The organism is Williamsia muralis, from assembly GCF_002735905.1.
Classification (GTDB): Bacteria; Actinomycetota; Actinomycetes; order Mycobacteriales; family Mycobacteriaceae; genus Williamsia; species Williamsia muralis_A.
The window spans coordinates 868,633-889,671 of the sequence record NZ_PEBD01000004.1 but is presented as its reverse complement, the minus strand read 5'-3'; the positions used below and the strand labels follow the sequence as shown (position 1 = coordinate 889,671).

The window sequence follows — 21,039 nt, the reverse complement described above, 5'->3', positions numbered from 1 at the left end:
CGCAACTGGACCGTACGGGTGACCTGCGCACTAGGCTGGGACGGGTGTCCGATGATGTTGTCCTGGCCGTCGACTTCGGTGGAACCAAGGTCGAAGCCGCGTGGGTCGATTCCTCCGGGCAGGTGTTCGAGGCGGGACGCAATCGCGCACCCACCGGGCCCGATGCCGCCAGCTCCGAACTCGAACACAGCGTTGTGTGCGTCGTCGACACCGCACTCGCACAGATTCCGGCCGGTACACGGGTGGTCGGCGTGGGCATTGCCGCCGCAGGGCCCGTCGACGAGGACAATGGAACCGTCTCCCCCATCAACCTGCCCCGATGGCGTCGTCACCCACTTCGACAACTGATCCACGATCGTCTCCCGGAAGCGCTGCGCGACATCCCCGTCCACCTGCATCGCGACGGCGTGGCAATCGTGTTGGCTGCGCAGTGGCTCGGCAACGCGATCGGTGCCCGCAATCTCATGGGCATGGTGCTCTCCACCGGTATCGGTGGGGGTTTCATCGTCGACGGTCGTGTACTCGCCGGCAACAGCGGCCACATCGGACAGATTCAGGTGTCAGGGTTCACGGGCGAGGTCAGCATCGGCAGCCGGACAACCCTCGAGTCGGTGGCATCCGGACCTCATGCGGTGGCGTGGGCCCGTGCTCAGGGCTGGACCGGCGAGTCGGGAGAAGACCTTGCCGCGTCATACCGCGACGGCGACGACATCGCCTACAGCGCGGTGCTCCGGGTATCAGAGGCTGTGGGCCAGGCGATCTGCAGCGCAGCGGCGCTGATTGAGCTCGATACCGTGGCCATCGGCGGTGGATTCTCGCGAGTGACTCCCGATCTGCTGCCGCTGATCCAATCTGTGGTCAGTCGCCATCCGCTGCAGTACGTCTCGCGGGTCAAGATCCTGGACGCCGGACTGCCGGAAGACGCGCCGCTCGCCGGGGCAGCCGCGCTGATCTACCGGCGCGACATCGTCGGACTTCCCTGAAGCCGGCGGATCAACTTGCCAGGGACCGACTGATCACCAGCCGCTGAATCTGGTTGGTGCCCTCGAAGATCTGCGTGATCTTGGCCTCGCGCATCAACCGTTCGACCCGGAAGTCCTTGGTATAGCCGTAGCCGCCGAACACCTGAACGGCATCGGTGGTCACCTTCATCGCCGCATCGGTGGCGACCAGCTTGGCCACCGACGCGTTGCGCGAATACGGCAACCCGGCGTCGCGGCGCCGCGCTGCATCAAGGTACGTCGCCCGGGCCGAGTCGACCGCTGCAGCCATGTCTGCCAGGAGGAACCCGAGCCCTTGGTGGTCGATGATTTTCTTGCCGAACGTCTTTCGTTCCTTCGCGTACGCCACCGCCTCATCAAGCGCCGCCTGGGCGATTCCGACTGCCACCGCAGCGATACCCAACCGCCCGGAATCGAGTGCACTGAAGGCGATCTGCAGCCCCTGGCCCTCCGCACCGACGCGCCGCTCCTCCGGGATGAAGGCGGAATCGTAGTGCGCCGAGGTGGTCGGAACAGCCGCCAGGCCCATCTTCTCCTCGGGTTTGCCGAAGCTCAATCCGTCGGTGCCGTCCGGGACGAGGAAGCAGGAAATACCCTTGGAACCCTCGCCGGTACGCGCGAAAAGGTTGTAGAAGTCAGCAATCCCACCGTGTGTGATCCATGCCTTCGCGCCGGTGATCCGGTAGCCCCCGTCAGCGACCACCGCCTTGCAGTTGAGCGCTGCCGCATCCGATCCTGCCTGCGGCTCCGAGAGGCTGTACGCCCCGATCTGATCGCCGCTGAGCATTCCTGGCAGCCATCGCTTCTTCTGCTCGTCGGTTCCGAATGCCATCAGAGGATGACAGGCCAGCGAGTGCACGCTCACCGCAACGGCAACTGCCGCCCATCTGGCGGCGATCTCTTCGAGCACCTGCAGGTAGACCTCGTACGGCTGGCCACCACCACCCCACTCCTCGGGGTACGGAAGGCTCAGCAGCCCGGTCTGCCCCAGCACCGTGAATGCCTCAGCCGGGTACTTCTCGGCCTTCTCGTACTCATCGGCGATCGGCTTGAGCGTCTTGTCGGCGACCTCGCCTGCCAATTGCACCAGGTCGCGCGCGTCGTCGGTGGGCAGCAGCCGGTCCACAGGCATGGGTGTCTCCTCGGTCGGACGGACGCGACAGTACTGGAGGCCGCGCTTGAGTACTGTCGACAGTACTAGATTCGCTTCGCCAGTACTATCGACGCATGGCCACCCCAGCTGTGCCGACCCACGCCACCGCCCGTCGCGCCGAGTTGTTCGACGAACTGGCGGCACTCTTCCTCGCCGACGGTTTCGCGCATCTCACGCTGGACCAGATCGCCGCGCAACTGCGCTGCTCCAAATCCACCCTCTACACACTCGCGGGCAGCAAGGACGATCTGGTGCGAGCGGTCACCGTGGACTTCTTCCGGTCGGCCACGGCCGAGGTGGAACAGGCGCTGGTCGGCATCACCGGAACCACGGCGAGGCTGACCGCGTACCTCACCGCCGTGGGAGCGGCGCTTCGCCGCGCGAGCGAGACTTTCATGGAGGATCTCGCCGCCTTCGCGCCGGCTCGAGAACTGTACGAGCAGAACACGCGTGCCGCCGCGGGCAGAGTCCGCGAACTCATCAACGAAGGGGTTGCCACCGGGGACGTACGTGATGTGCACGCCGGCTTCGTCGCCGACGTCGCGACCTCCGCGATGGTTCGAATCCAACAGCGGGGCGTGAAAGCTGCTGTCGGGCTTGACGATTCTCGGGCGTACCTCGAACTCGCACATCTCCTGACCGAAGGAATCGGGCGTTTATCGAGCTGACGCTGATCAGACGGTGGCGTCGTGGTGGGCGATGGTGAACGCGGCCAGCACAACCGCGATCACCACTCCGACCGCAGTGTCCAGCACCCGGTCGACGGCGACCTCGGGCGCAAGTCCGGCGCCGAGAGCGGTCAGCATCAGCGCCATCGGCGTGACCAGTAGCGAACACAGTGCGTAATTGACGGTGACCAGTGTCTCGGCGAGCACTTGCAGAACGGCGATGAGGACAACTGCCCCCCAATAGCCGATCGGCAGTGCCAGCAATCCGGCGGCGATCACAGCGCCCCCGACGTTCCCGAGCAGTCGCTGGACTCCCCTGGTGACGGTCAGGTGGTAGTTGACGCCCTGCAGCGTGGCAACGGCACCCATGGCCGCCCACATCGGATGCTGCAGACCGGCCGCCGCGACGACGCCGGCCGCGACACCACCGGCCACGACGATCCGGATCGACCGCGACAGAAGCTCCGCGTCACCGATCCGTTTCAACTCCTCGACCAGAGATGCGCGGGCGGGTGACTGGCGGGGCTGGGAACGTTCACGACGAACCCACATCACAAACCACGGCGCGAGCGAGGCGACCACGCCCACCACCGCGCCGATCACCGCGGCGGTCGACGCCTTCCGGACGTCGTCGGCGCTGTCGGCAAAACCTGCCGCGCCTGCCGCAGCGAAGACCATCACGACCGGGCCGGGGCCGACCACCCGTAACGCTCCCAGTATCAGCGCGGCGAAACCTGCGGCGAGTGCGATGGCCACCACCTCTCCGGCGAGTGATACCCCCGCTGCCCCCAGCACTGCACCGAATGCGACGTACCCGGTGACCATCACCCCCGTCACAACCAGTCGGGGCAAACGAACCCGAAAAGGGTCGGGGCGACAGAAGGCCGAGGTGAGCGCACCCAGCGCGGCGAATCCCGCGACGTCTCGGTGGCCTGTGAGCCCACCGACAACCAGCACCAAGGTCACCGCCAGTCCCACCCGGACTGCCGAAGCGACCGCAGTGTTGCCGGTCTCGACGGTGACCACGGCGGACCGCCAGGTCTGCGGATCGAGCGAGTGCAGCAGCGCCGACCTGCTCCGATGGGCACGGTCGATGACGGGGACGGGAAGGCGCACAAAAGTAATTTATCACTATTTTACTAGTGAACTAAATACCCTCGGTCGATAAGCTGTGCCGGTGGTCGAAGAGAATGAGCCGTCGGACGTCGTCGAGCGGGTTCGACAGGAATGGGCCAGGACATATCCCGATCTCGACACCGAACCCGTGGAGGTGATCGGACGGATCAACCGGATCTCGTCGGTCCTCGCCCACCAACTCGACCGCGATCTGGATGCCCATGCCATCACCCGGTCGGAGTTCGACATCCTGGGCGCACTGGCCCGCGCCGACCGCCCGCTGCGTGCCAGCGAGGTGGTGTCGACGACAAAGCTCAGCGGCGCATCCATCACCAAACTCACCGAGCGCCTCGCCGAACTCGGCCTGCTGGCGCGCCGGAAGTCCGACCGTGACGGCCGGGTGGTGTTGCTGGAGCTGACCGACGCCGGCCGCGGATTGGTCCACGCCCAGTTCCCGAGGCGACTGGCCCGAGACACCGCGGTGCTCGCCGGACTCACCCCGAAAGAGCGCGCCACTCTTGTTCAGCTGCTGCGCAAGGTGTCGCGCGCCATGCCGGATTGATCCCGCCGCAATTCGCCTTCTCAGAGCAGATCGAGCAGCCGATCGAGGAACGGGCGTTGCCCCTTGAGCAGTTTCACGCGCGCGGTCTCCACGTCGAACCAGGCAACCCGGTCGACTTCGGGAAACGACTTCATCGTCCCCGACCGCGGCGGCCATTCCATCTCGAACTCATTGCTCACCGCGCCGGTGATGTCGAGGTCGGCCCCGATCGCGAACGCGGTGACGATCTTTCCACCCGACTGTTTGATCACCCCGAGTTCTGCGACGTCACCGCCGGGCACATCCAGACCGAGCTCTTCGCGGAACTCCCGGCGAGCGGCGTCCAGGGGCTCTTCGTCCTCGGGGTACTCCCCTTTCGGGATGGACCACGCCGCTTCGTCTTTGCGGGCCCAGAACGGACCACCAGGGTGCGCGATCAGCACCTCGATGCGTCCATCACGACTGCGGTACAGCATGATCCCGGCACTGAGTTTCGGCACTCGGATCCCTTCACGGTGTTCGTTCGGACGTCAGAGCCCCAGGCTAGCCCGCGACACCTCGGACGCCATGAACCCCAGAAGCGCCCCGCGCCGATCGGGTCTACCGTGAAATGACCCGTCCAATACAGCCGTCCATCTCCGATCAGGAGTGCCTTTATGACCAGCAACACCACAGCCGCACAGCAATCCGGACAATTCGCCATCGGCGGATCCTTGAGTGTCAACAGACTCGGCTACGGAACGATGCAGTTGACCGGGCCCGGCGTGTGGGGTCCGCCCGCGAACCCCGACGAAGCCGTGAAGGTGTTGCGTCGAGCCGTGGATCTCGGGGTGAACCTCATCGACACCGCCGACTCCTACGGCCCGGCGATCGCCGAACCATTGATCAGGCAAGCCCTCCACCCCTACGCCGATGACCTCGTCATCGCGACCAAGGCAGGCCTGACGCGCAGCGGTCCGGGTGACTGGCGGCCGGTCGGTCGGCCGGAATACTTACGCCAGCAGGCCGAGATGAGTCTGCGCATCCTCGACATCGAGCGGATCCCTCTGTTCCAGCTGCACCGCATCGATCCGAAAGTCGATCTCGCCGACCAGATCGGCGAACTGAAGCTGCTGCAGGAGGAGGGCAAGATCAATCAGATCGGCCTCTCCGAGGTCAACGTCGACCAGTTGATCGAGGCGCAGAAGATCGTCGAGATCGCCACCGTGCAGAACCTGTACAACCTCGCCAACCGCAGCGCGCAACCGCTCCTCGACCACTGCACCGCCGAGAACATCGGCTTCATCCCCTGGTTCCCGCTCGCCACCGGCGAACTGGCCGGCCCCGGCAGCAAGCTCGCCGCGATTGCCGAACAGAAGCAAGCCAGCCCCTCGCAGCTCGCGCTCGCCTGGTTGTTGGCGAAATCGCCTGTGATACTGCCCATTCCGGGGACGTCCAGCGTCGACCATTTGGAAGACAACATGGCCGCGGCCGATATCGAGTTGTCCGAGGACGACATCGATGCACTCACCGCCGCCGTCGGCGAGTGAGCACACGCTGACAGCGACACCAGAAACGAGGACCGGCAATGGAATACGTCAACCTGGGCAACACGGGGCTGAAGGTGTCGTCACTGACGCTGGGATGCATGAGTTTTGGCGTCGCTGGACGCGGCCCCCACGAGTGGACACTCGACGAGGACGCGAGCCGCGACATCATCAAGCAGGCTGTCGACGCCGGCATCACCACGTTCGACACCGCGAACGTGTATTCGGCGGGCAGTAGTGAGGAGATCGTCGGACGCGCATTGGCTGACTTCACCTCCCGGGATGACGTGGTGATCGCAACGAAGCTGTACAGCCCCATGCGGCCGGGGCCCTACGGTCGCGGCCTGTCACGTAAGGCGATCCTCGCCGAGACGGACAACAGCCTGCGGCGACTCGGGACCGACTACATCGACCTGCAGCAGATCCATCGGTGGGACTATGACACCCCCATCGACGAGACGATGGAAGCCCTGCACGACGTGGTCAAGGCGGGCAAGGTCCGCTACATCGGGGCTTCGTCGATGTTCGCCTGGCAATTCGCCAAGGCGCTGCACACCGCCGAACTCGGTGGCTGGACGCGGTTCATCTCGATGCAGAACCATTACAACCTCATCTACCGCGAAGAAGAGCGAGAGATGTTGCCGCTCTGCGCCGATGAGGGTATCGGCGTGATCCCGTGGAGTCCATTGGCTCGTGGTCGGCTCACCCGGCCCTGGGATGCGCGGACCGCCCGGGCCGACACCGACGCGTTCGGACGCACGCTCTACTCCGCGGGCGACCAAGTCATCGTCGAGCGGGTGCTCGAAATCGCCGAGAAGCGAGGCGTTGCACCGGCAGAGGTTGCGCTGTCCTGGGTCGCCGCTCGCACCGCGTCCCCGATCGTCGGGGTCACCAAACCCTCACATCTCACCGACGCGGTCAAGGCCATCGAACTGACCCTTGACGACACCGAGGTGGATTACCTCCAAGAGCCCTATCAGCCTCACCAGGTGGCCGGCTTCGTCTGAGGTGCTGCTCGCCGTCAGCCGACCAAGGCGTCGGCGACGGTGAGCGCGGCGTCGAGGATCTCCAGGCCTTCGGCGACCTCGGCCGGGCTCACCGTGCACGGGGGAACCATGTGCAGGCGGTTGAAGTTGGCAAACGGCAACAGTCCACCCTTTTTGCACGCGGCAATGACGTCGTTCATGGCCGCACTGGTGGAACCGTACGGCGCCAATGGTTCCCGGGTGTCCTGATCTTTGACCAGCTCCACCGCCCAGAACACACCGATCCCGCGCACTTCGCCGACGCTGCGATGTCGTGCCGCCAGCTCGGCGAGCCCCGGCCCCAGGACGTCGCGTCCGATGGCCGCTGCGTTGTCGACGATGCCTTCCTCGGTCATCGCATTGATGGTCGCGACCGCTGCCGCTGTCGCCAACGGGTGTCCGGAATAGGTCAAACCGCCCGGGTAGACACGGTCGGCGAACGTCTCGGCGATCGCACCACTGATCGCGACACCGCCGAGCGGCACGTACCCCGAGTTCACCCCTTTGGCGAACGTGATGAGGTCGGGCACCACTCCGGAGTGGTTGATGGAGAACCACTCCCCCGTCCGGCCGAACCCCGCCATCACCTCGTCGGCGATCATCACGATGCCGAACCGGTCGCAGAGTTCACGCACACCGGCCAGGTACCCGGGCGGTGGGACCATGATCCCCGCGGTTCCGGGCACCGGCTCGAGGACGATCGCGGCGATGGTCGCAGGACCCTCCATGGAGATGACGGCCTCGAGGTGTTCGAGTGCGCGCTCGCACTCCTGCTGCTCGTCGACCGCGTGGAACTGCGTGCGGTACAGGAACGGGCCGAAGAAATGGACCACCCCCGCGGCGCCGTAATCGTTTGGCCAGCGTCGTGGGTCGCCGGTCATGTTGATCGCTGTATCGGTGCCACCGTGATACGAGCGGAAGCGGGTCAGCACCTTGCGCCGTCCGGTGTGCAGTCGCGCCATCCGCACCGCATGTTCGACGGCATCCGCGCCGCCGTTGGTGAAGAAGATGCGGTCGAGGTCACCGGGGGTGCGCTCGGCGATCAGGCGCGCAGCTTCGGACCGTGCCACGTTGACGTGCTGAGGTGCGATGGTGCAGAGCGTTCGCGCCTGTTCGGCAATGGCCTCGACCACTTTCGGATGCTGGTGTCCCACATTGGTGTTCACCATCTGCGAAGAGAAGTCCAACAGCCGATTGCCGTCACCGTCCCAGATGTGTGAACCCGACGCAGCCAGGATCGTCATCGGTGAGAGTTGCGCCTGCGCCGACCACGAATGGAAGACGTGGGCGCGGTCGAGATCATGTGCGCGGCGGCCGGCCTCGCGTGCCTCGTCGAAGGCGCCCTGGCCCCCGAACGGTGTGTTGTCGAACGTATCGGTCACAGTTTGCCTTCCACCATCCGCGCCACGGTCTCGGTCAGCACGTCGACCCCCGCGGTCAGATCGCCGTCGTGCGTGTATTCGTTCTCGGCGTGGGATACCCCGTCGACGCTCGGGATGAACAACATCACGCTGGGAACCACGTCCTTCATGTTGGTCGAGTCGTGGCCTGCACGGGTGCGCACCTGCATGTGGCTGTGACCCAGAGCGTCGATCACGTCTTCGGCCAATGCCACCCCTTCGGGCTGATACGTATGGCCTTTCCAGGTGTGCGCAAATCGTCGCTCGATCTTCACGTCGGCGGCCACCTCGATCTCGGCGAACGCCCGGGCCAGCTTGGCGTCCGCCTCCTCGAGCAGCTCGTCGGACGGCGACCGCAGGTCGAGATGCATGTCCACCTCGCGGGCGACCACCACCGGCGAATTGGGGTACACGGTCAGCTGACCGCAGGACGTGTGCAGATCATCACCGTACTCATCAGCGAGTTCACGCAGTGCCACAACAACTTTCGCTGCCCCGTACAACGCGTCCTGCCGGTCCGCGATGGCGGTGGCCCCGGTATGGGATTGAGCGCCCAGCACCGAGATCTCGTACTTGTTGGCTCCCCATGTGGAAGGCACAACCCCCATCAGCACTCCGGCCTTGTCCAGCTCGCGTCCCTGCTCGATGTGGATCTCGGCGTACGACGCCACGCTGCGGCCGCCGGCGGTGTGGTGGTCACCGACGGTGAAGACGTCGGTGTCGCCCAGCATGTCCCACGCGCCCAGCGCCTGCGCCACGGTGACCCCGTCGACGTCGGTGGTCTCGAGGGCAGCCTGCAGGCCGATCTTCCCGGTGAAGACGCCACTGCCCTGCATCGACGGCTTGAAACGGGAGCCCTCCTCGTTGAACCAGTTGATCACCGCCAGGTTGTGACGGGCATGCTCCGGATGGTCGGTGTAGTGGCGACGCAGCCTGTCCATCGCGTGGGCGGCGGCGAGCACACCGTACGCACCGTCGAAGCGCCCACCGCGTGGCTGACTGTCCAGATGGGATCCCGCGAGCACGTAGGGCGCTCCCGGTACGAGTTCGTAGAGGCCGAACATGTTGCCGACGCGGTCGTAGAGAACGGTGAACCCGCGATCGGTGAGCCACCGGGCCAGCCAGTGCCGGTTGTCGGCATCGGCGGCTGTCGCAGCCTGCCGTTCGACACCGCCCGCCGTGGTGGCACCGAAGGTCGACATGGTGGCGAAGTCATCGAGGAACGCGGTGTCGGACGCCGACTTCGATTCGACACGAACGAACCCGGAGGCGTGCGATTCGGAAGAGGTCATGACGGTCCTTTCTGTTCCGCGCCGGTCATGACCGCGCAGCGATTGACGGCGCGAGGGCGGGAATGATCGTCTCGCCGTACGCGTCGAGTGTGGAGTCCTTGCCGTCGTGCTGAAGGTAGACGGCGAACTGGTCGACACCGAGGGCGTGCAGTTCCTCGAGCCGCTCGACGTGCCGCTCTGGTGGACCGAGGATGCAGAACCGATCGATGATCTCGTCTGGCACGAATGCGGTGTGGCTGTTGCCGACTCGGCCGTGTTCGTTGTAGTCGTAACCCTGCCGGTTACTGATGTAGTCGGTGAGCGCCGACGGTACCTGCGCACCGTCTCCGCCGTATTTGTCGACGAGGTCTGCGACGTGATTGCCCACCATTCCTCCGAACCAGCGGCATTGATCGCGTTGGTGGTCCAGATCGTCACCGACGTAGGCCGGGGCCGCGACCACGATCGACACCGCCGCGGGATCACGGCCAGCTGCCTCGGCTGCTTGCTTCACGCGTTCCACCGTCCATCGGACGATGGCGGGATCGGCGAGTTGCAAGATGAATCCGTCGGCGACCTGACCGATCATCTCGAGCGCCTTCGGTCCGTACCCGGCGCCGTATACGTCGAGACGTGACTTGCCGGCCCAGGGAAAGCGCACAGACGTGCCGTTGATCGTGGCACTTCGCCCGTTGCCGAGTTCCTTGATGACATCGATGCTTTCGCGCAATGTGGCCAGCGTGGACGGTTTGCCCGACAGCACACGCACGGCCGAGTCGCCCCGGCCGATACCGCACACCGTGCGATTTCCGAACATCGCGTTGAGCGTTGCGAATGTCGAAGCGGTCACCGTGGCGTCACGCGTGAGCGGATTGGTGACCATCGGACCGACGGTCACAGTGCGGGTGGCCGCGAGGATCTGGCTGTAGATCACGTTCGGCTCCTGCCACAACACGTGGGAGTCGAAGGTCCACACGTGGCTGAAGCCTCGGTTCTCCGCCGAGACGGCCAGTTCGACCACCCGGGATGCCGGCGGATTACATTGCATGACAACACCGAAATCCATGCGGTGCCTCCAATCGTTGAGTGCGGTGGTTGACCGTTGCCTGGAACGCTGTCGGAAAGATTGCCCGCGAGACGCGTTCTCAGAGCAGGTTCTGTGACAGCTCGCGGCGCACGAACCGGCCGTCTGACCTGGCTCCCAGGTACTTGCCACCGTCGACGATGACCTTGCCCCGGGAGAGCACCGTCTGCACGGCGCCGTCGATCTCGAAACCCTCCCAGGCCGAGTAGTCCATGTTCATGTGGTGCGTTTTGCCCAGACCTATGCTCGTGTGACCTGCCGGGTCATAGATCACCACGTCGGCATCGGCTCCCGGGGAGATCACTCCCTTGCGGGGGTACATCCCGAACATGCGGGCCGGCGTGGTGGCACACACCTCCACCCACCGCTCCAGGCTGATGCGCCCGTCGACCACACCCTGATACATGAGGTCGAGCCGGTGTTCGACACCGCCGATTCCGTTCGGGATCTTGGAGAAGTCGGAGATTCCGAGTTCCTTCTGGTCCACCATGCAGAACGGGCAGTGGTCGGTGGCGACACCGGACACATCGCCGGTCCGGATGAACTTCCACAGCTCGTCCTGATGACCCTCGGCGCGGGAGCGCAGCGGGGTCGAACACACCCACTTCGCGCCCTCGAAGCCAGCGGCGCCGAGTTGTTCCTCCAGCGAGAGATACAGATACTGCGGGCACGTCTCGGCGAACACGTTGGCGCCCTTGCCACGTGCGGTCGCGATCTGCTCGAGGGCCTGCCGGGCGGAGACGTGCACCACGTAGAGCGGCGCTCCGGTGACATCGGCGAGCATGATGGCCCGGTGCGTGGCCTCTTCCTCGAGCTGCCACGGACGTGAGACACCGTGGAAGTACGGGGAGGTCTCTCCACGCTTGAGGTGCTGGGCCACCAATTCGTCGATGGCGATGCCGTTCTCGGCGTGCATCATCATCAGTGCGCCGGTGTCGGCAGACTTCTGCATCGCCCGCAGGATCTGGCCGTCATCGGAGTAGTAGACGCCCGGGTAGGCCATGAACAGCTTGAAGCTGGTGACCCCTTCGGCCACCAACTCGCTCATCGCCGACAGGGATTCGTCATTGACATCGCCGATGATCTGGTGGAACCCGTAGTCGATCGCGCAGTTGCCCGCCGCTTTGTCGTGCCACGCGCCGAGGGTGTCTTGCAATCGTTCTCCGGGCGTCTGGATGGCGAAGTCGACGATCGTCGTGGTGCCGCCGAAAGCCGCTGCACGGGTGCCCGTTTCGAAGGTGTCGGACGCGGTGGTGCCCCCAAAGGGCATCTGCATATGCGTGTGCGCGTCCACGCCGCCGGGAATCACGTACTTGCCGGTGGCGTCGATGACGGTGTCGGCAGTCGCAGAGAGATCGGCACCCAGCGTGGTGGCGCCCGGTTCGACGAGCGCGACGATCGTCTCGCCGTCGATCAACACGTCGATGAGTTGTCTGCCGGTCGAGGACACCACCGTGCCGCCGCGGATGAGTGTGATCGGCATCAGATCTCCTGCTTCTCCGCGCTGTGCGGACGTTCGGGATCGGTCGGTCCGGTTGCGGCAGGCACTCGTTGGTCCACCACCACGGTGCCGCGCCACTGTCCGATCAGACGCATCACGTGGTAGATCACCACCGCGGAAATGGCGCCCAAAGCGATGCCACCGAAGCTCAGATCGCCGATCTTCCAGGAGAAGTCGGCAATGCCGATGACAAGTGCGATTGCCGCGGTGAACTGGTTGATGGGCTTGGAGAAGTCCACCTTGTTGGTGACCCAGATGTGGACGCCGAGGATACCGACGAGGCCGTACAGCGCGGTGGTCACGCCGCCGAGAACACCCGGCGGGATGGACGCGATGACCGCACCCACCTTCGGCGAGAGGCCGAGCAGGATCGCCGCGCCTCCAGCCACCCAGTAGGCGGCGGTGGAATACACCTTGGTCGCGGCCATGACGCCGATGTTCTCGGCGTACGTGGTGGTGGCAGAACCACCGCCGCTACCGGCCAGCACGGTCGCGAGGCCATCGGCGGCCAGTGCCCGCCCGATCCGATGGTCATTGTTGATGCCGGTCATGGTGTTGATGGATTTGACGTGCCCGATGTTCTCGACGACCAGCACCAGCACCACCGGGATGAACATCGGGAGTACCGACAGGTGGAACGTGGGTGCGGTGAAGTCGGGCAGACCGAACCAGTCGGCCTGTCCGATGGGATCGGTGTCGACCTTGTCGCGGGCCAGAGCGATGAAGTAGCCGATCACCACACTGGTGAAGATTGCGAGTCGACCGAGCAAGCCGCGGAACAGCACCAGCGACAACAGCAGCAGCACAAGCACGATGAAGGCGGTGATGGCGTCTTCTTCGAAGTTGGTCTTGGCCGTGGGCGCGAGGTTGAAGCCGACCAGAGCCACGATCGCACCGGTCACCACCGGTGGCATCAACGCTTCGATCCAGCCGATGCCGACGAAATGGACCACCACCCCGATGATCATCAGCAAGGCGCCGACCACAACGATTCCGCCGAGTGCGCCGGACGGGCCGTGTGAGGCGCCCGCCGCGATCGTGGGGGCGATGATCGCGAAACTCGAACCCAGGTAACTGGGTAGCCGGTTACGCGTGATGATGAGGAAGAGGATGGTCCCGATACCGGAGAACAGCAGCGTGGTGGCCGGAGGGAAACCGGTGAGGACCGGGACCAGGAATGTCGCGCCGAACATCGCGACCACGTGCTGTAGCCCGATGCCGACGGTGCGCGGCCAGCTGAGGCGTTCGTGGGGCGCCACGACGGCGTCACCGGTTTTGAGTTGCCAGTCGAATATGGACATGCGGGCTTCCTTTCGGCGCAGAGATGACCTGCGCCCGTGCGGATCTGATGATTCGACGGCACTGTCGAGGTAGGGCGGGATGGAGAGAAAGTCAGGAAGGCTGTTGAAGCGTCAGGTGGTTGAGTCGGAAGGCGTTGCCGTCGGGGTCGAGCAGCACCGACTGCCACGCCCCGTAGTAAGTCCGACCGGGTTCTTTCACGCAGGTTGCCCCGGCCGCCGTTGCGGCCGCGGTGACGGTGTCGACGTCGGCATCGGTGGGCAGTTCGAAGGTCAGGAAGCTGCTCACCCCGTCCTCATCATGTTCGGGGGCAACGAGATTGAGCATCGAATAAGCAGTCGGGGCACTGAAACCCAGGATGGTGCCGCCGATGCGAAGTCCCCGAAAGTGCTCCGAGCGCAGCTCGAGTACCTCGTCGAGTCCGAGCAGCTCGCGGTAGAAGGTGCTGAGCTTCTCGATGTCCGCGCTGAACACGCTGGCAAACGACAGGCTGGTTGTCGTCATTGTCGGGCCTTTCCATCAGAGGTCGATCACCAGTCGATCCGAGAGGGATCGGCTGACACAGAGGATGATTCGCTTGCCTGCGGCTCGTGCCCGCTCGGACAGAACGGTGTCGCGGTGGTCAGGGGTGCCTTCGAGCACTGTGGCCACGCATGCGCCGCACTCGCCTTGGAGACAGTTGAACTCGGCGGTGGGCACCACATCGCGGACCACAGCCAACGCGGTCCGGTCGGCCGGTACCGTCACCACCCGTCCCGTGCGTCGCAGTTCGATCTCGAAGCTCGAGCCCGTCATCAGCGAGGCGTGAGGGCGATCGTCTTGGCAAACTTTTCGGTGAGGTGGTCGCCCGAACTGATCGGCCGGTACTTCGGCTCCTCCCCCGGCGCCAGGCAGGTGGGCAGGCATTCGATCATCGCGTCGTAGTTCGGCTGGTGGAAGAACACCAGGGACATCCGCCGGGTGTCGCCGGTCGCGTCGGGCCGTGGCGTACGTACACGGTGTCGGGTGGACGTCCACTGGTCGTTGGTCCACTGCGCCATCAGGTCTCCGATGTTGACCACCAGTGCACCCGGGACAACCGGCACCGGGATCCAATCCCCGTCCATGGTGAACACCTCGAGTCCACCGGGCGCCTCTTCCTGCCGGACGATGGTCAGACTGCCGTAGTCGGTGTGGGCGCCCGCGCGCATCTGACCCGGCTGGGGCGGTGTGGTCATGTGCGGGTAGTTGATGGCCCGGAGCATGCTGATGTCCTTGTCGATGGTGTCGACGAAGTAGTCGGGGTCGAGTCCGAGGCCGCGGGCGAAGGCGCTCATCAGGTTGCGGGAGAGGTCGTTCATCGCGCGGAAGTACGTGCTCCAGGCTTGTTCCATCTCCGCCGGACGCTGCGGCCACTGGTTGGGCAGGAAATGCGGACCTGCGTTCTCCACCGAAAAATAGGGGTCCTCGCGATCGAAGTCGACCGGGCCCACGTCGAACTTCTCATGCAGGTCACGCGGCTGATGGACATCCTCGCTGTAGGAGAACGCCTGCTCTCCGATGGACGAGTAACCGCGCACGGTGTCCGGGCTCGGCTGCGCGACTTGCCGCTTCTCGGCTTCGGGCAGCGAGAAGAACTCGTCGGATGTGCGGTACATGTCGGCGATCACCTGAGCGTCGATTCCGTGATTGGTGATCTGGAAGAAACCGATCTCGCGGCATGCATGGTCGAGTTCGGCGGCCACCGCGGCCTTGGCGTTGTCGTCGTCTCCGTGCAGTGCGGAAATGTCGATCACCGGTACTACAGACATCTGCAGGCTCCTCACTTGTCGTCTGCATCAAGTCTGTTTGCGATGCAAGCAACCAACAAGAGCACTGATCACCGATAGTTCGCGCCGCCACTTGTCACATCACCACATCGGAAACACATGCGTAACAGTGGATTACGTGGACGTTTCCTGCCGCACTCGAGACGTAACACCGCGATCGGTGTCAGTCAGCGGTGCGCCGGCCGAATGTGGTCTGCCGTACGTACTTCTCGGCAAGGTGGTCGCCGGCACGCAGTGGGTCCGGTACGGCCGCCGGATCCGATGCCGCGAAGGGAGGTAGGGCTGCAACCGACACATCAAAATTGGGGTGTTGGTAGAAAGCGAAACTCAGGCGCGAGCTGTCGAAGGCCACCGATCGCGGCGGATTGGCCGTGCGGTGCAAGGTGGCCGGCCAATGATCGCCGGTCCACTCCGCGAGCAGGTCACCGGTGAGCACCACCAACGTGGCCGGAGTGGTGGTGACTTCCAGCCATTCGCCGTCGGGGTCGAGGACCTGAAGGCCTCCCGGGGACGATTCCGCGGAGACCACGGTGAACGCGCCGTAGTCCGTGTGGATGCCGGCGCGTGCCTGGTGGGCCAGCGGCGGTTCGGGTTGGGGCGGAAAATACAGCCCGCGGAGCATGCTCATCTCGGTGTCGAACATCGGCGCGAAATGATCCGACGGCAGACCGAACCCCTCGGCCGCAAGCGACAGCAATTCGGCGCCGACCCGCTGCATGTGGCTGTAATAGTCCTCCCATACCGCTCGGAACCGCTCAGGAAATCGCGGCCACAAATTCGGATAGGCCATCGGGCCGGCGCCGGGCTGCCCCACCGTCGGGCCCCACACCGGGCCGATGTCCATCTTCTCCTTGAGGTCGCCATGCGATTCCTCGTCGAGCGAGTAGGCCATCCCCTCGGATCCGAGCCCCGTCCAGCCGCGGACCTGCTCAGGCGCCGGCTGTCTCACGGCGGCTTTCTCCTCGTCGGACAAGAGGAAGAACTGCCTGCTCACGCTGTACAGCTCGGTGAGCAACGAAGTCGGGATGCGGTGACCGGTGAGCAAGGCGTAGCCGGTTCGGGAGCAGGCGGTGTCGAGCAGCTCGATCTGGCGCGCCCTCGATTCGGGGTCGCGGGAGGCTTCGAGCAGGTCGACCGGCGGGATGGCGAGCACGCGACTACTCTGCCTGACGAACCTGCAGTGTGGTTCCCAGAGGAGGATCGACGTGCCGAAAGGGAGAGCCACACCGGCTGGGCTCGCCGGGGTCACCGGCGTCCAGATGGCCACCTCACCCGCCGGAATCGACACCTCGATCACGTCGGTGATCGACCTGGCCGATGCGCGGGACCACCTCACGCTCGACGACGCGGTTGTGACGGTGGAATGGAAGCCCACCCGGCCCAGCGGCCCACTTCCAGATCTGTTGCCGATCCTGGACCCGGTGCTGGTGAAGAAACCTGTGGCAGTACTCGTCAGCCCCATCCGACCGGTCAATCCGCCCCGGCAGCTGGTGGCTCGCGCCGAGCGGGCGGGAGTCTGCCTGTTGTGGAACAGCGCACTGGTGCCGCATGCCGATCTCGTCGTGTCGTTCGAACGACAGCTGCAGCAGTCGGGCGAGGTCCGTTCCGAGACCGTGCCACGCGCTGCGTCCGTTCCCGACGACATCCTTACCGCAGCCGACGACCTCGACGAACTGCTCGACCGTCTCAGGCGGTTCCTCCGCGCCGACCTACACCTCTCCGACGTCGCGGGCCCGGCCGATCCCGACGTCACCCCGGTGCGACTGTCCGCGGCGTCGGTGGGCGGGCCGGTACTGGAAGTTCGCCGCGACGACGCCCTCGCGCCGGATGAACTCCTGATCCTGACGACGCTCGCGCCCGTCTTTCGCCTGCACGCCAGACTCGCCGACACAGCCACCGACGATGCCGCCACGGAAATCGCCCGCAACCTCAAACACATCCTGGGCGACGATCTCGTGCAGCGCGAAATGAGCCTTCGTAAGAGCCGGCGGTTGTCGTTGTTCCCGCGCCATGGCGTCGTTTGTCTGGGCATCGAACCGTTCGGAATCTCGGTGGACCTGAATGGTCTGCAGCAGCTGAGAACAGCGATGACGCCGGTGGCCCTGCGCTTCGATCCCGACTCGATCACCATCGTCAACTCCGGAACGGTGGTCGTGATGATTCGTGCGACAGTCGATTTCGACGCCTTGGCCCGCGCGCTGTACCGATCGGTGCAGGTTCCGCTGGCGGTCGGCGCAAGCGACGAGGTCGACGATCCTCGCAGCTATCCGAGTTCGTTCCGGCAGGCCAGCCGTGCCGTGGCGGTCGGCAGACGAGTCGGCGCCATCAACCGGGTGACCAGATATCGCGACCTTGGTGTACTCGGCTTGCTCTATCAACTGCCCGAACACGCGCGCCGCAGTTTTGTGGCCGAGACACTGGGCTCTGTCGCCGGTCCGACACCGGATGGTCTCGATCAACGGCGCATCCTGCGGGTGCTGCGGTCCACCGACTGCAACATCACCGAATCCGCACGGGAGCTGTACATCCACCCCAACACGCTCCGAAGCCGCATCGCCCGGATCGAGCAGATCACCGGCCCTTTCATGAATGAACCGGAACGGCGGCTGACGATCTTCACCGCGCTGTCGATGTTCTCGCTGGACAACAACGTCGAAGGAGAATAGCCCGCCCTTCACACGCATGGGCCGCTCGCCACCCGCAAACATGGGATGTTAGGTTCTTTCCATGCCATCGGAGACAACCCAGGTACCCGTCGAGTCCGCGTCCATCACCCGGCCGAGACGCACAAGCGAACTCGTCGTGGAGCGCATACAGGAGTTGATCCGGTCGGGCGAGTGGGCCGTCGGCGCGAGGATCCCGGCCGAGCCCGATTTGGTGGCCCAGCTCGGCGTCGGGCGCAACACGGTACGGGAAGCCGTTCGCGCGTTGGAACATTCGGGCTTCTTGGAGCCCCGGCGCGGCGATGGTACATACGTGCGCAGCCGCAATCTCCTGGCCGCTGCCATCGGCAGGTGCGTGGAGAACTCCGAGATCCTGGAGCTGCTCCAAGTGCGACGCGCCCTCGAGCGCGAAGCCGCCCGCTCGGCAGCGTTCACCAGGACCGACGATGACGTACGGGAACTCGACCGACTCCTCACCGAGATGCGCGAGGCATTCGACGCCGAGGACCTCGAGCGATACATCGACGCGGACATCGCTTTTCACACCGCCATCATCACGGCCTCGGGCAACGGGCTCCTCGGTGAGCTCTACGCCGGAGTCGCAGAGGTGATGGCACGCACCCATGCGACCGTCATCGCCGCCGACGCCCAATCACACCCCCATCCGACCGGACATGCCGAAGTGGTCGCAGCCATCCGGGATTGCGACCCGGTGGCTGCAGAGGCGGCTGTCGCCTGCTACCTCGACCGCTCGATCGAGGTCCTCTCATGACTGGTCCTCTCACGACTCCGGGCAGTACCGCTGTCGCGGTGGGGCCTCCTTCCACGTCGCCGCGACGGCCCGGCCGGACCGCGGCGATCTTCGCCGGCCTCGCGATCATGGTGGTGGCAGCCAACTTACGTCCTGCCGTGGTGGCCGTCGCTCCCCTGGTCGACGACATCAAGACTTCCGAGGGCTTCAGCAGTGCCACTGCCGGGCTGCTGACCACCCTCCCGGTGTTGTTCTTCGGGCTGGTCTCGCCGATCGCGCCGCGGCTCGTCCGCCGGTTCGGTATCGAACGCACGGTGTTCGGCGCAATGCTCTTGTTGCTCAGCGCAATACTGCTCCGCCTCGTTCCCGCGGTTCCGGCGCTCTTTGTCGGGTCGGCGGTCGCCGGCGTTGCGATCGGCATCTGCAACGTGGTGCTGCCGGCGTTGATCAAACGGGACTTCGCACACCGATCGGGTTTGATGACCGGCCTCTACTCGATGACGCTGTCCGGAGGCGCAGCCCTGGCAGCAGGTCTGACGGTTCCCATCTACACGGCAGTCGATGACCAGTGGCGCATCGCCTTGGCATCATGGTCGCTGCTGACCGTGCTCGGGCTCGTACTGTGGATCCCGCAGCTGTCACGCAAGCACCGCATGGGCGCCCGACCCGCACTTCCTTCGTTGTGGCGCAACAAGATCGCGTGGGCGATCACCATCTACATGGGCGCACAATCGCTGATCTTCTACACGTTCACCGCGTGGCTTCCCGAGTACCTGATCGATGGGGGCATGGCCAAATCCGCAGCCGGCGGTTTGTTGGCTCTGGCCCAGACCGTCGCGCTGCTCATGTCGCTGCTGGTTCCCATCATCGCCGGGCACTTCCGCGGTCAGCGCGCGATCACCCTGTCGGCGTGCGTGGTGAGTGCAGTCGGATTCGCCGGACTCATCGGCACCGACCACTGGACGGCGCTCTGGGTGATCTGCGTGGCTGCCGGCCCAGGGGCGTCGATCAGCTTGGCACTTCTGTTCATGGTGTTGCGTAGCTCGAGCCCCGCCCAGACCGGACAGATATCTGGGATGGCACAGGCCGTCGGCTACTGCCTCGCCGCAGCCGGCCCCTTGGCCATCGGCGCCTTGCATGACATCAGCGGTTCGTGGCCGCTGGCCATGGGCGTGCTGAGCCTCGCCCTGGTTCCGCAGGCGCTGTCAGCCCTCCTCGCCGCGAAAGACGTCAAGATGCCCGCGTGAGCAGGTGCCCGATCACTTCGCGAGGGTGGTCGCAGCGGCCTGCCCCGATGCCGTCGGAGACGAATCGCCGTGCGCCACAGGGCACCCGCGAGGGAAGGTGCCGAGCGCGGTGACGTCGTAGCCGTCAGGGTAAGTACGGATGTTCGGGAGGTCGCGGGCATGCAACGGCGCTTTACGGACGGGGAACCAGCGGACCAGCCGGCCCCGGGCACGAAGCGCTGCGCGCGACACGGCCCGAACAACCCGTGGCGGATGCCGGTAACCGAATGCATCGAGTAGGGCGTCGTCCATCAACGACCGCGCGAAGATGTTGATGAGCCAGGCCGGGGCCTTGTCGTTCGGTGGGAAGGTGGTCATCAGGGCCAGTGTCGAGTCGGCGACCTTGCGCGCGCCGTCGTTGTAGGCGAAGTTCTTCTGCTCGTAGTCGTCGAGGAAGTGCTCGAACTCGGTGTACGTGGCCGGGATCTGCTTGATTCCCATGAGCGTTCCGAGACGGCGGTAATAGTTCGTCGCAGCCACCACCTCGTTGTGAGTGAGCTGCCGCCAGCCGTACTCCTCGATCCAGCGCACCGGGGTCACCACGAATGTCGCGAGTACGTAGAGCATGTCGTCATTCGAGATGTCGTAGGCGCCATGCATCTGATTGATCCGGCGGATGCTCGTGCGCCCGGTCTCGCTGTCGAGTCCGTGTTCGAGCACACCGTCGAGAAGCAGGGTGGTGTCGTCGTAGCGTTTCTGAACCTTGTCGGTGAACTCTCCGGTGTCGAACAACAGTTGACCCACGGACGGCACCGCGTATGTCCGGAACAGTGCAAAGCTGAGTGCCTGGTTGATGTCCCACGGGAACTCGATGGTCGCGAGCAGTCGGTTGATCTCCTCGAAGTCATTTTCGGGATCGAGCCTGCTGGTCTTGGTGCGCACTGCGTATCGGTTCATGGGGCCTCCTGTGGTGCCGGTCACTATGACCTGGTGGACAGCTTAGCCC

At 65.0% G+C, this 21,039-nt stretch carries 21 protein-coding genes; 8 read left to right on the top strand and 13 right to left on the bottom strand.

Annotated features, from left to right (window positions below; genetic code table 11):
* Nucleotides 1-44 precede the first annotated feature (44 nt).
* Nucleotides 45-983, top strand: coding sequence for an ROK family protein (locus CSW57_RS04860; protein WP_099381663.1), 939 nt, complete (start codon nucleotides 45-47; stop codon nucleotides 981-983).
* A gap of 10 nt (nucleotides 984-993) precedes the next feature.
* Here CSW57_RS04860 and CSW57_RS04855 read toward each other — a convergent pair whose 3' ends face one another.
* Entirely contained in the window at nucleotides 994-2,133 is a 1,140-nt protein-coding gene (locus CSW57_RS04855) for an acyl-CoA dehydrogenase family protein (RefSeq protein ID WP_099381662.1), read from the bottom strand.
* Nucleotides 2,134-2,228: 95 nt separating this feature from the next.
* Here CSW57_RS04855 and CSW57_RS04850 point away from each other — a divergent pair, with 95 nt between their 5' ends.
* Nucleotides 2,229-2,822 (top strand): TetR/AcrR family transcriptional regulator, encoded by a 594-nt coding sequence (locus CSW57_RS04850; RefSeq protein WP_099381661.1) that lies wholly within the window; start codon nucleotides 2,229-2,231, stop codon nucleotides 2,820-2,822.
* Between the two features lie 6 nt (nucleotides 2,823-2,828).
* On the opposite strand, the gene CSW57_RS04845 is transcribed toward CSW57_RS04850, so the two are convergent.
* The gene (locus CSW57_RS04845) at nucleotides 2,829-3,938 is read right to left on the bottom strand and encodes an FUSC family protein (protein ID WP_223249036.1); all 1,110 of its coding nucleotides are present in this window, start codon (nucleotides 3,936-3,938) and stop codon (nucleotides 2,829-2,831) included.
* A 61-nt stretch (nucleotides 3,939-3,999) separates the two neighbouring features.
* Here CSW57_RS04845 and CSW57_RS04840 point away from each other — a divergent pair, with 61 nt between their 5' ends.
* Nucleotides 4,000-4,500 carry a MarR family winged helix-turn-helix transcriptional regulator gene (locus CSW57_RS04840; RefSeq protein WP_223249035.1) on the top strand — a complete coding sequence of 167 codons (501 nt, stop codon included), beginning with the start codon at nucleotides 4,000-4,002 and terminating at the stop codon, nucleotides 4,498-4,500.
* A 20-nt stretch (nucleotides 4,501-4,520) separates the two neighbouring features.
* On the opposite strand, the gene CSW57_RS04835 is transcribed toward CSW57_RS04840, so the two are convergent.
* On the bottom strand, nucleotides 4,521-4,979 hold the full coding sequence (locus tag CSW57_RS04835) for an NUDIX domain-containing protein (protein ID WP_099381659.1): 459 nt from the start codon (nucleotides 4,977-4,979) through the stop codon (nucleotides 4,521-4,523).
* Between the two features lie 156 nt (nucleotides 4,980-5,135).
* On the opposite strand from CSW57_RS04835, the gene CSW57_RS04830 reads away from it, so the two are divergent.
* Both CSW57_RS04830 and CSW57_RS04825 read left to right on the top strand, forming a co-directional pair.
* Nucleotides 5,136-6,008, top strand: a complete 873-nt coding sequence (locus CSW57_RS04830; RefSeq protein WP_099381658.1) for an aldo/keto reductase — start codon at nucleotides 5,136-5,138, stop codon at nucleotides 6,006-6,008.
* A gap of 38 nt (nucleotides 6,009-6,046) precedes the next feature.
* Nucleotides 6,047-7,012, top strand: coding sequence for an aldo/keto reductase (locus CSW57_RS04825; protein WP_099381657.1), 966 nt, complete (start codon nucleotides 6,047-6,049; stop codon nucleotides 7,010-7,012).
* A gap of 14 nt (nucleotides 7,013-7,026) precedes the next feature.
* On the opposite strand, the gene CSW57_RS04820 is transcribed toward CSW57_RS04825, so the two are convergent.
* From CSW57_RS04820 to CSW57_RS04780, 9 genes are all read right to left on the bottom strand, one after another.
* Complete coding sequence (locus tag CSW57_RS04820; protein ID WP_099381656.1) at nucleotides 7,027-8,412, bottom strand: aspartate aminotransferase family protein; 1,386 nt, start codon at nucleotides 8,410-8,412, stop codon at nucleotides 7,027-7,029.
* Entirely contained in the window at nucleotides 8,409-9,722 is a 1,314-nt protein-coding gene (locus CSW57_RS04815) for a M20 family metallo-hydrolase (protein WP_099381655.1), read from the bottom strand. Before CSW57_RS04815 ends, CSW57_RS04820 begins: the two co-directional genes overlap by 4 nt.
* A 25-nt stretch (nucleotides 9,723-9,747) precedes the next feature.
* A complete protein-coding gene (locus CSW57_RS04810) occupies nucleotides 9,748-10,767 on the bottom strand; it encodes a TIGR03842 family LLM class F420-dependent oxidoreductase (RefSeq protein ID WP_099381654.1) in 1,020 nt (339 codons plus the stop codon).
* 79 nt (nucleotides 10,768-10,846) lie between these two features.
* Nucleotides 10,847-12,268 carry a dihydropyrimidinase gene (gene hydA / locus CSW57_RS04805; RefSeq protein WP_099381653.1) on the bottom strand — a complete coding sequence of 474 codons (1,422 nt, stop codon included), beginning with the start codon at nucleotides 12,266-12,268 and terminating at the stop codon, nucleotides 10,847-10,849.
* A complete protein-coding gene (locus CSW57_RS04800) occupies nucleotides 12,268-13,587 on the bottom strand; it encodes a uracil-xanthine permease family protein (protein WP_099381652.1) in 1,320 nt (439 codons plus the stop codon). The genes hydA and CSW57_RS04800 overlap by 1 nt, the downstream gene beginning before the upstream one ends.
* 91 nt (nucleotides 13,588-13,678) lie before the next feature.
* Nucleotides 13,679-14,089 (bottom strand): VOC family protein, encoded by a 411-nt coding sequence (locus CSW57_RS04795; RefSeq protein WP_099381651.1) that lies wholly within the window; start codon nucleotides 14,087-14,089, stop codon nucleotides 13,679-13,681.
* Nucleotides 14,090-14,104: 15 nt separating this feature from the next.
* Complete coding sequence (locus CSW57_RS04790) at nucleotides 14,105-14,380, bottom strand: 2Fe-2S iron-sulfur cluster-binding protein (RefSeq protein WP_099381650.1); 276 nt, start codon at nucleotides 14,378-14,380, stop codon at nucleotides 14,105-14,107.
* Nucleotides 14,380-15,375, bottom strand: coding sequence for an isopenicillin N synthase family dioxygenase (locus CSW57_RS04785; RefSeq protein ID WP_099381649.1), 996 nt, complete (start codon nucleotides 15,373-15,375; stop codon nucleotides 14,380-14,382). Before CSW57_RS04785 ends, CSW57_RS04790 begins: the two co-directional genes overlap by 1 nt.
* Nucleotides 15,376-15,556: 181 nt before the next feature.
* Nucleotides 15,557-16,546: an isopenicillin N synthase family dioxygenase gene (locus CSW57_RS04780; RefSeq protein WP_099382054.1), complete on the bottom strand. Its 990-nt coding sequence runs from the start codon at nucleotides 16,544-16,546 to the stop codon at nucleotides 15,557-15,559.
* Between the two features lie 52 nt (nucleotides 16,547-16,598).
* Between CSW57_RS04780 and CSW57_RS04775 the strand changes: the two genes are divergently transcribed.
* The 3 genes from CSW57_RS04775 (at nucleotide 16,599) to CSW57_RS04765 (ending at nucleotide 20,054) form a co-directional block, all read left to right on the top strand.
* A complete protein-coding gene (locus CSW57_RS04775; protein ID WP_223249034.1) occupies nucleotides 16,599-18,059 on the top strand; it encodes a PucR family transcriptional regulator in 1,461 nt (486 codons plus the stop codon).
* A gap of 61 nt (nucleotides 18,060-18,120) precedes the next feature.
* On the top strand, nucleotides 18,121-18,828 hold the full coding sequence (locus CSW57_RS04770) for a FadR/GntR family transcriptional regulator (RefSeq protein ID WP_099381647.1): 708 nt from the start codon (nucleotides 18,121-18,123) through the stop codon (nucleotides 18,826-18,828).
* On the top strand, nucleotides 18,825-20,054 hold the full coding sequence (locus tag CSW57_RS04765) for a CynX/NimT family MFS transporter (protein WP_099381646.1): 1,230 nt from the start codon (nucleotides 18,825-18,827) through the stop codon (nucleotides 20,052-20,054). Before CSW57_RS04770 ends, CSW57_RS04765 begins: the two co-directional genes overlap by 4 nt.
* A 12-nt stretch (nucleotides 20,055-20,066) precedes the next feature.
* On the opposite strand, the gene CSW57_RS04760 is transcribed toward CSW57_RS04765, so the two are convergent.
* A complete protein-coding gene (locus tag CSW57_RS04760; RefSeq protein WP_099382053.1) occupies nucleotides 20,067-20,990 on the bottom strand; it encodes an oxygenase MpaB family protein in 924 nt (307 codons plus the stop codon).
* Nucleotides 20,991-21,039: the final 49 nt, after the last annotated feature.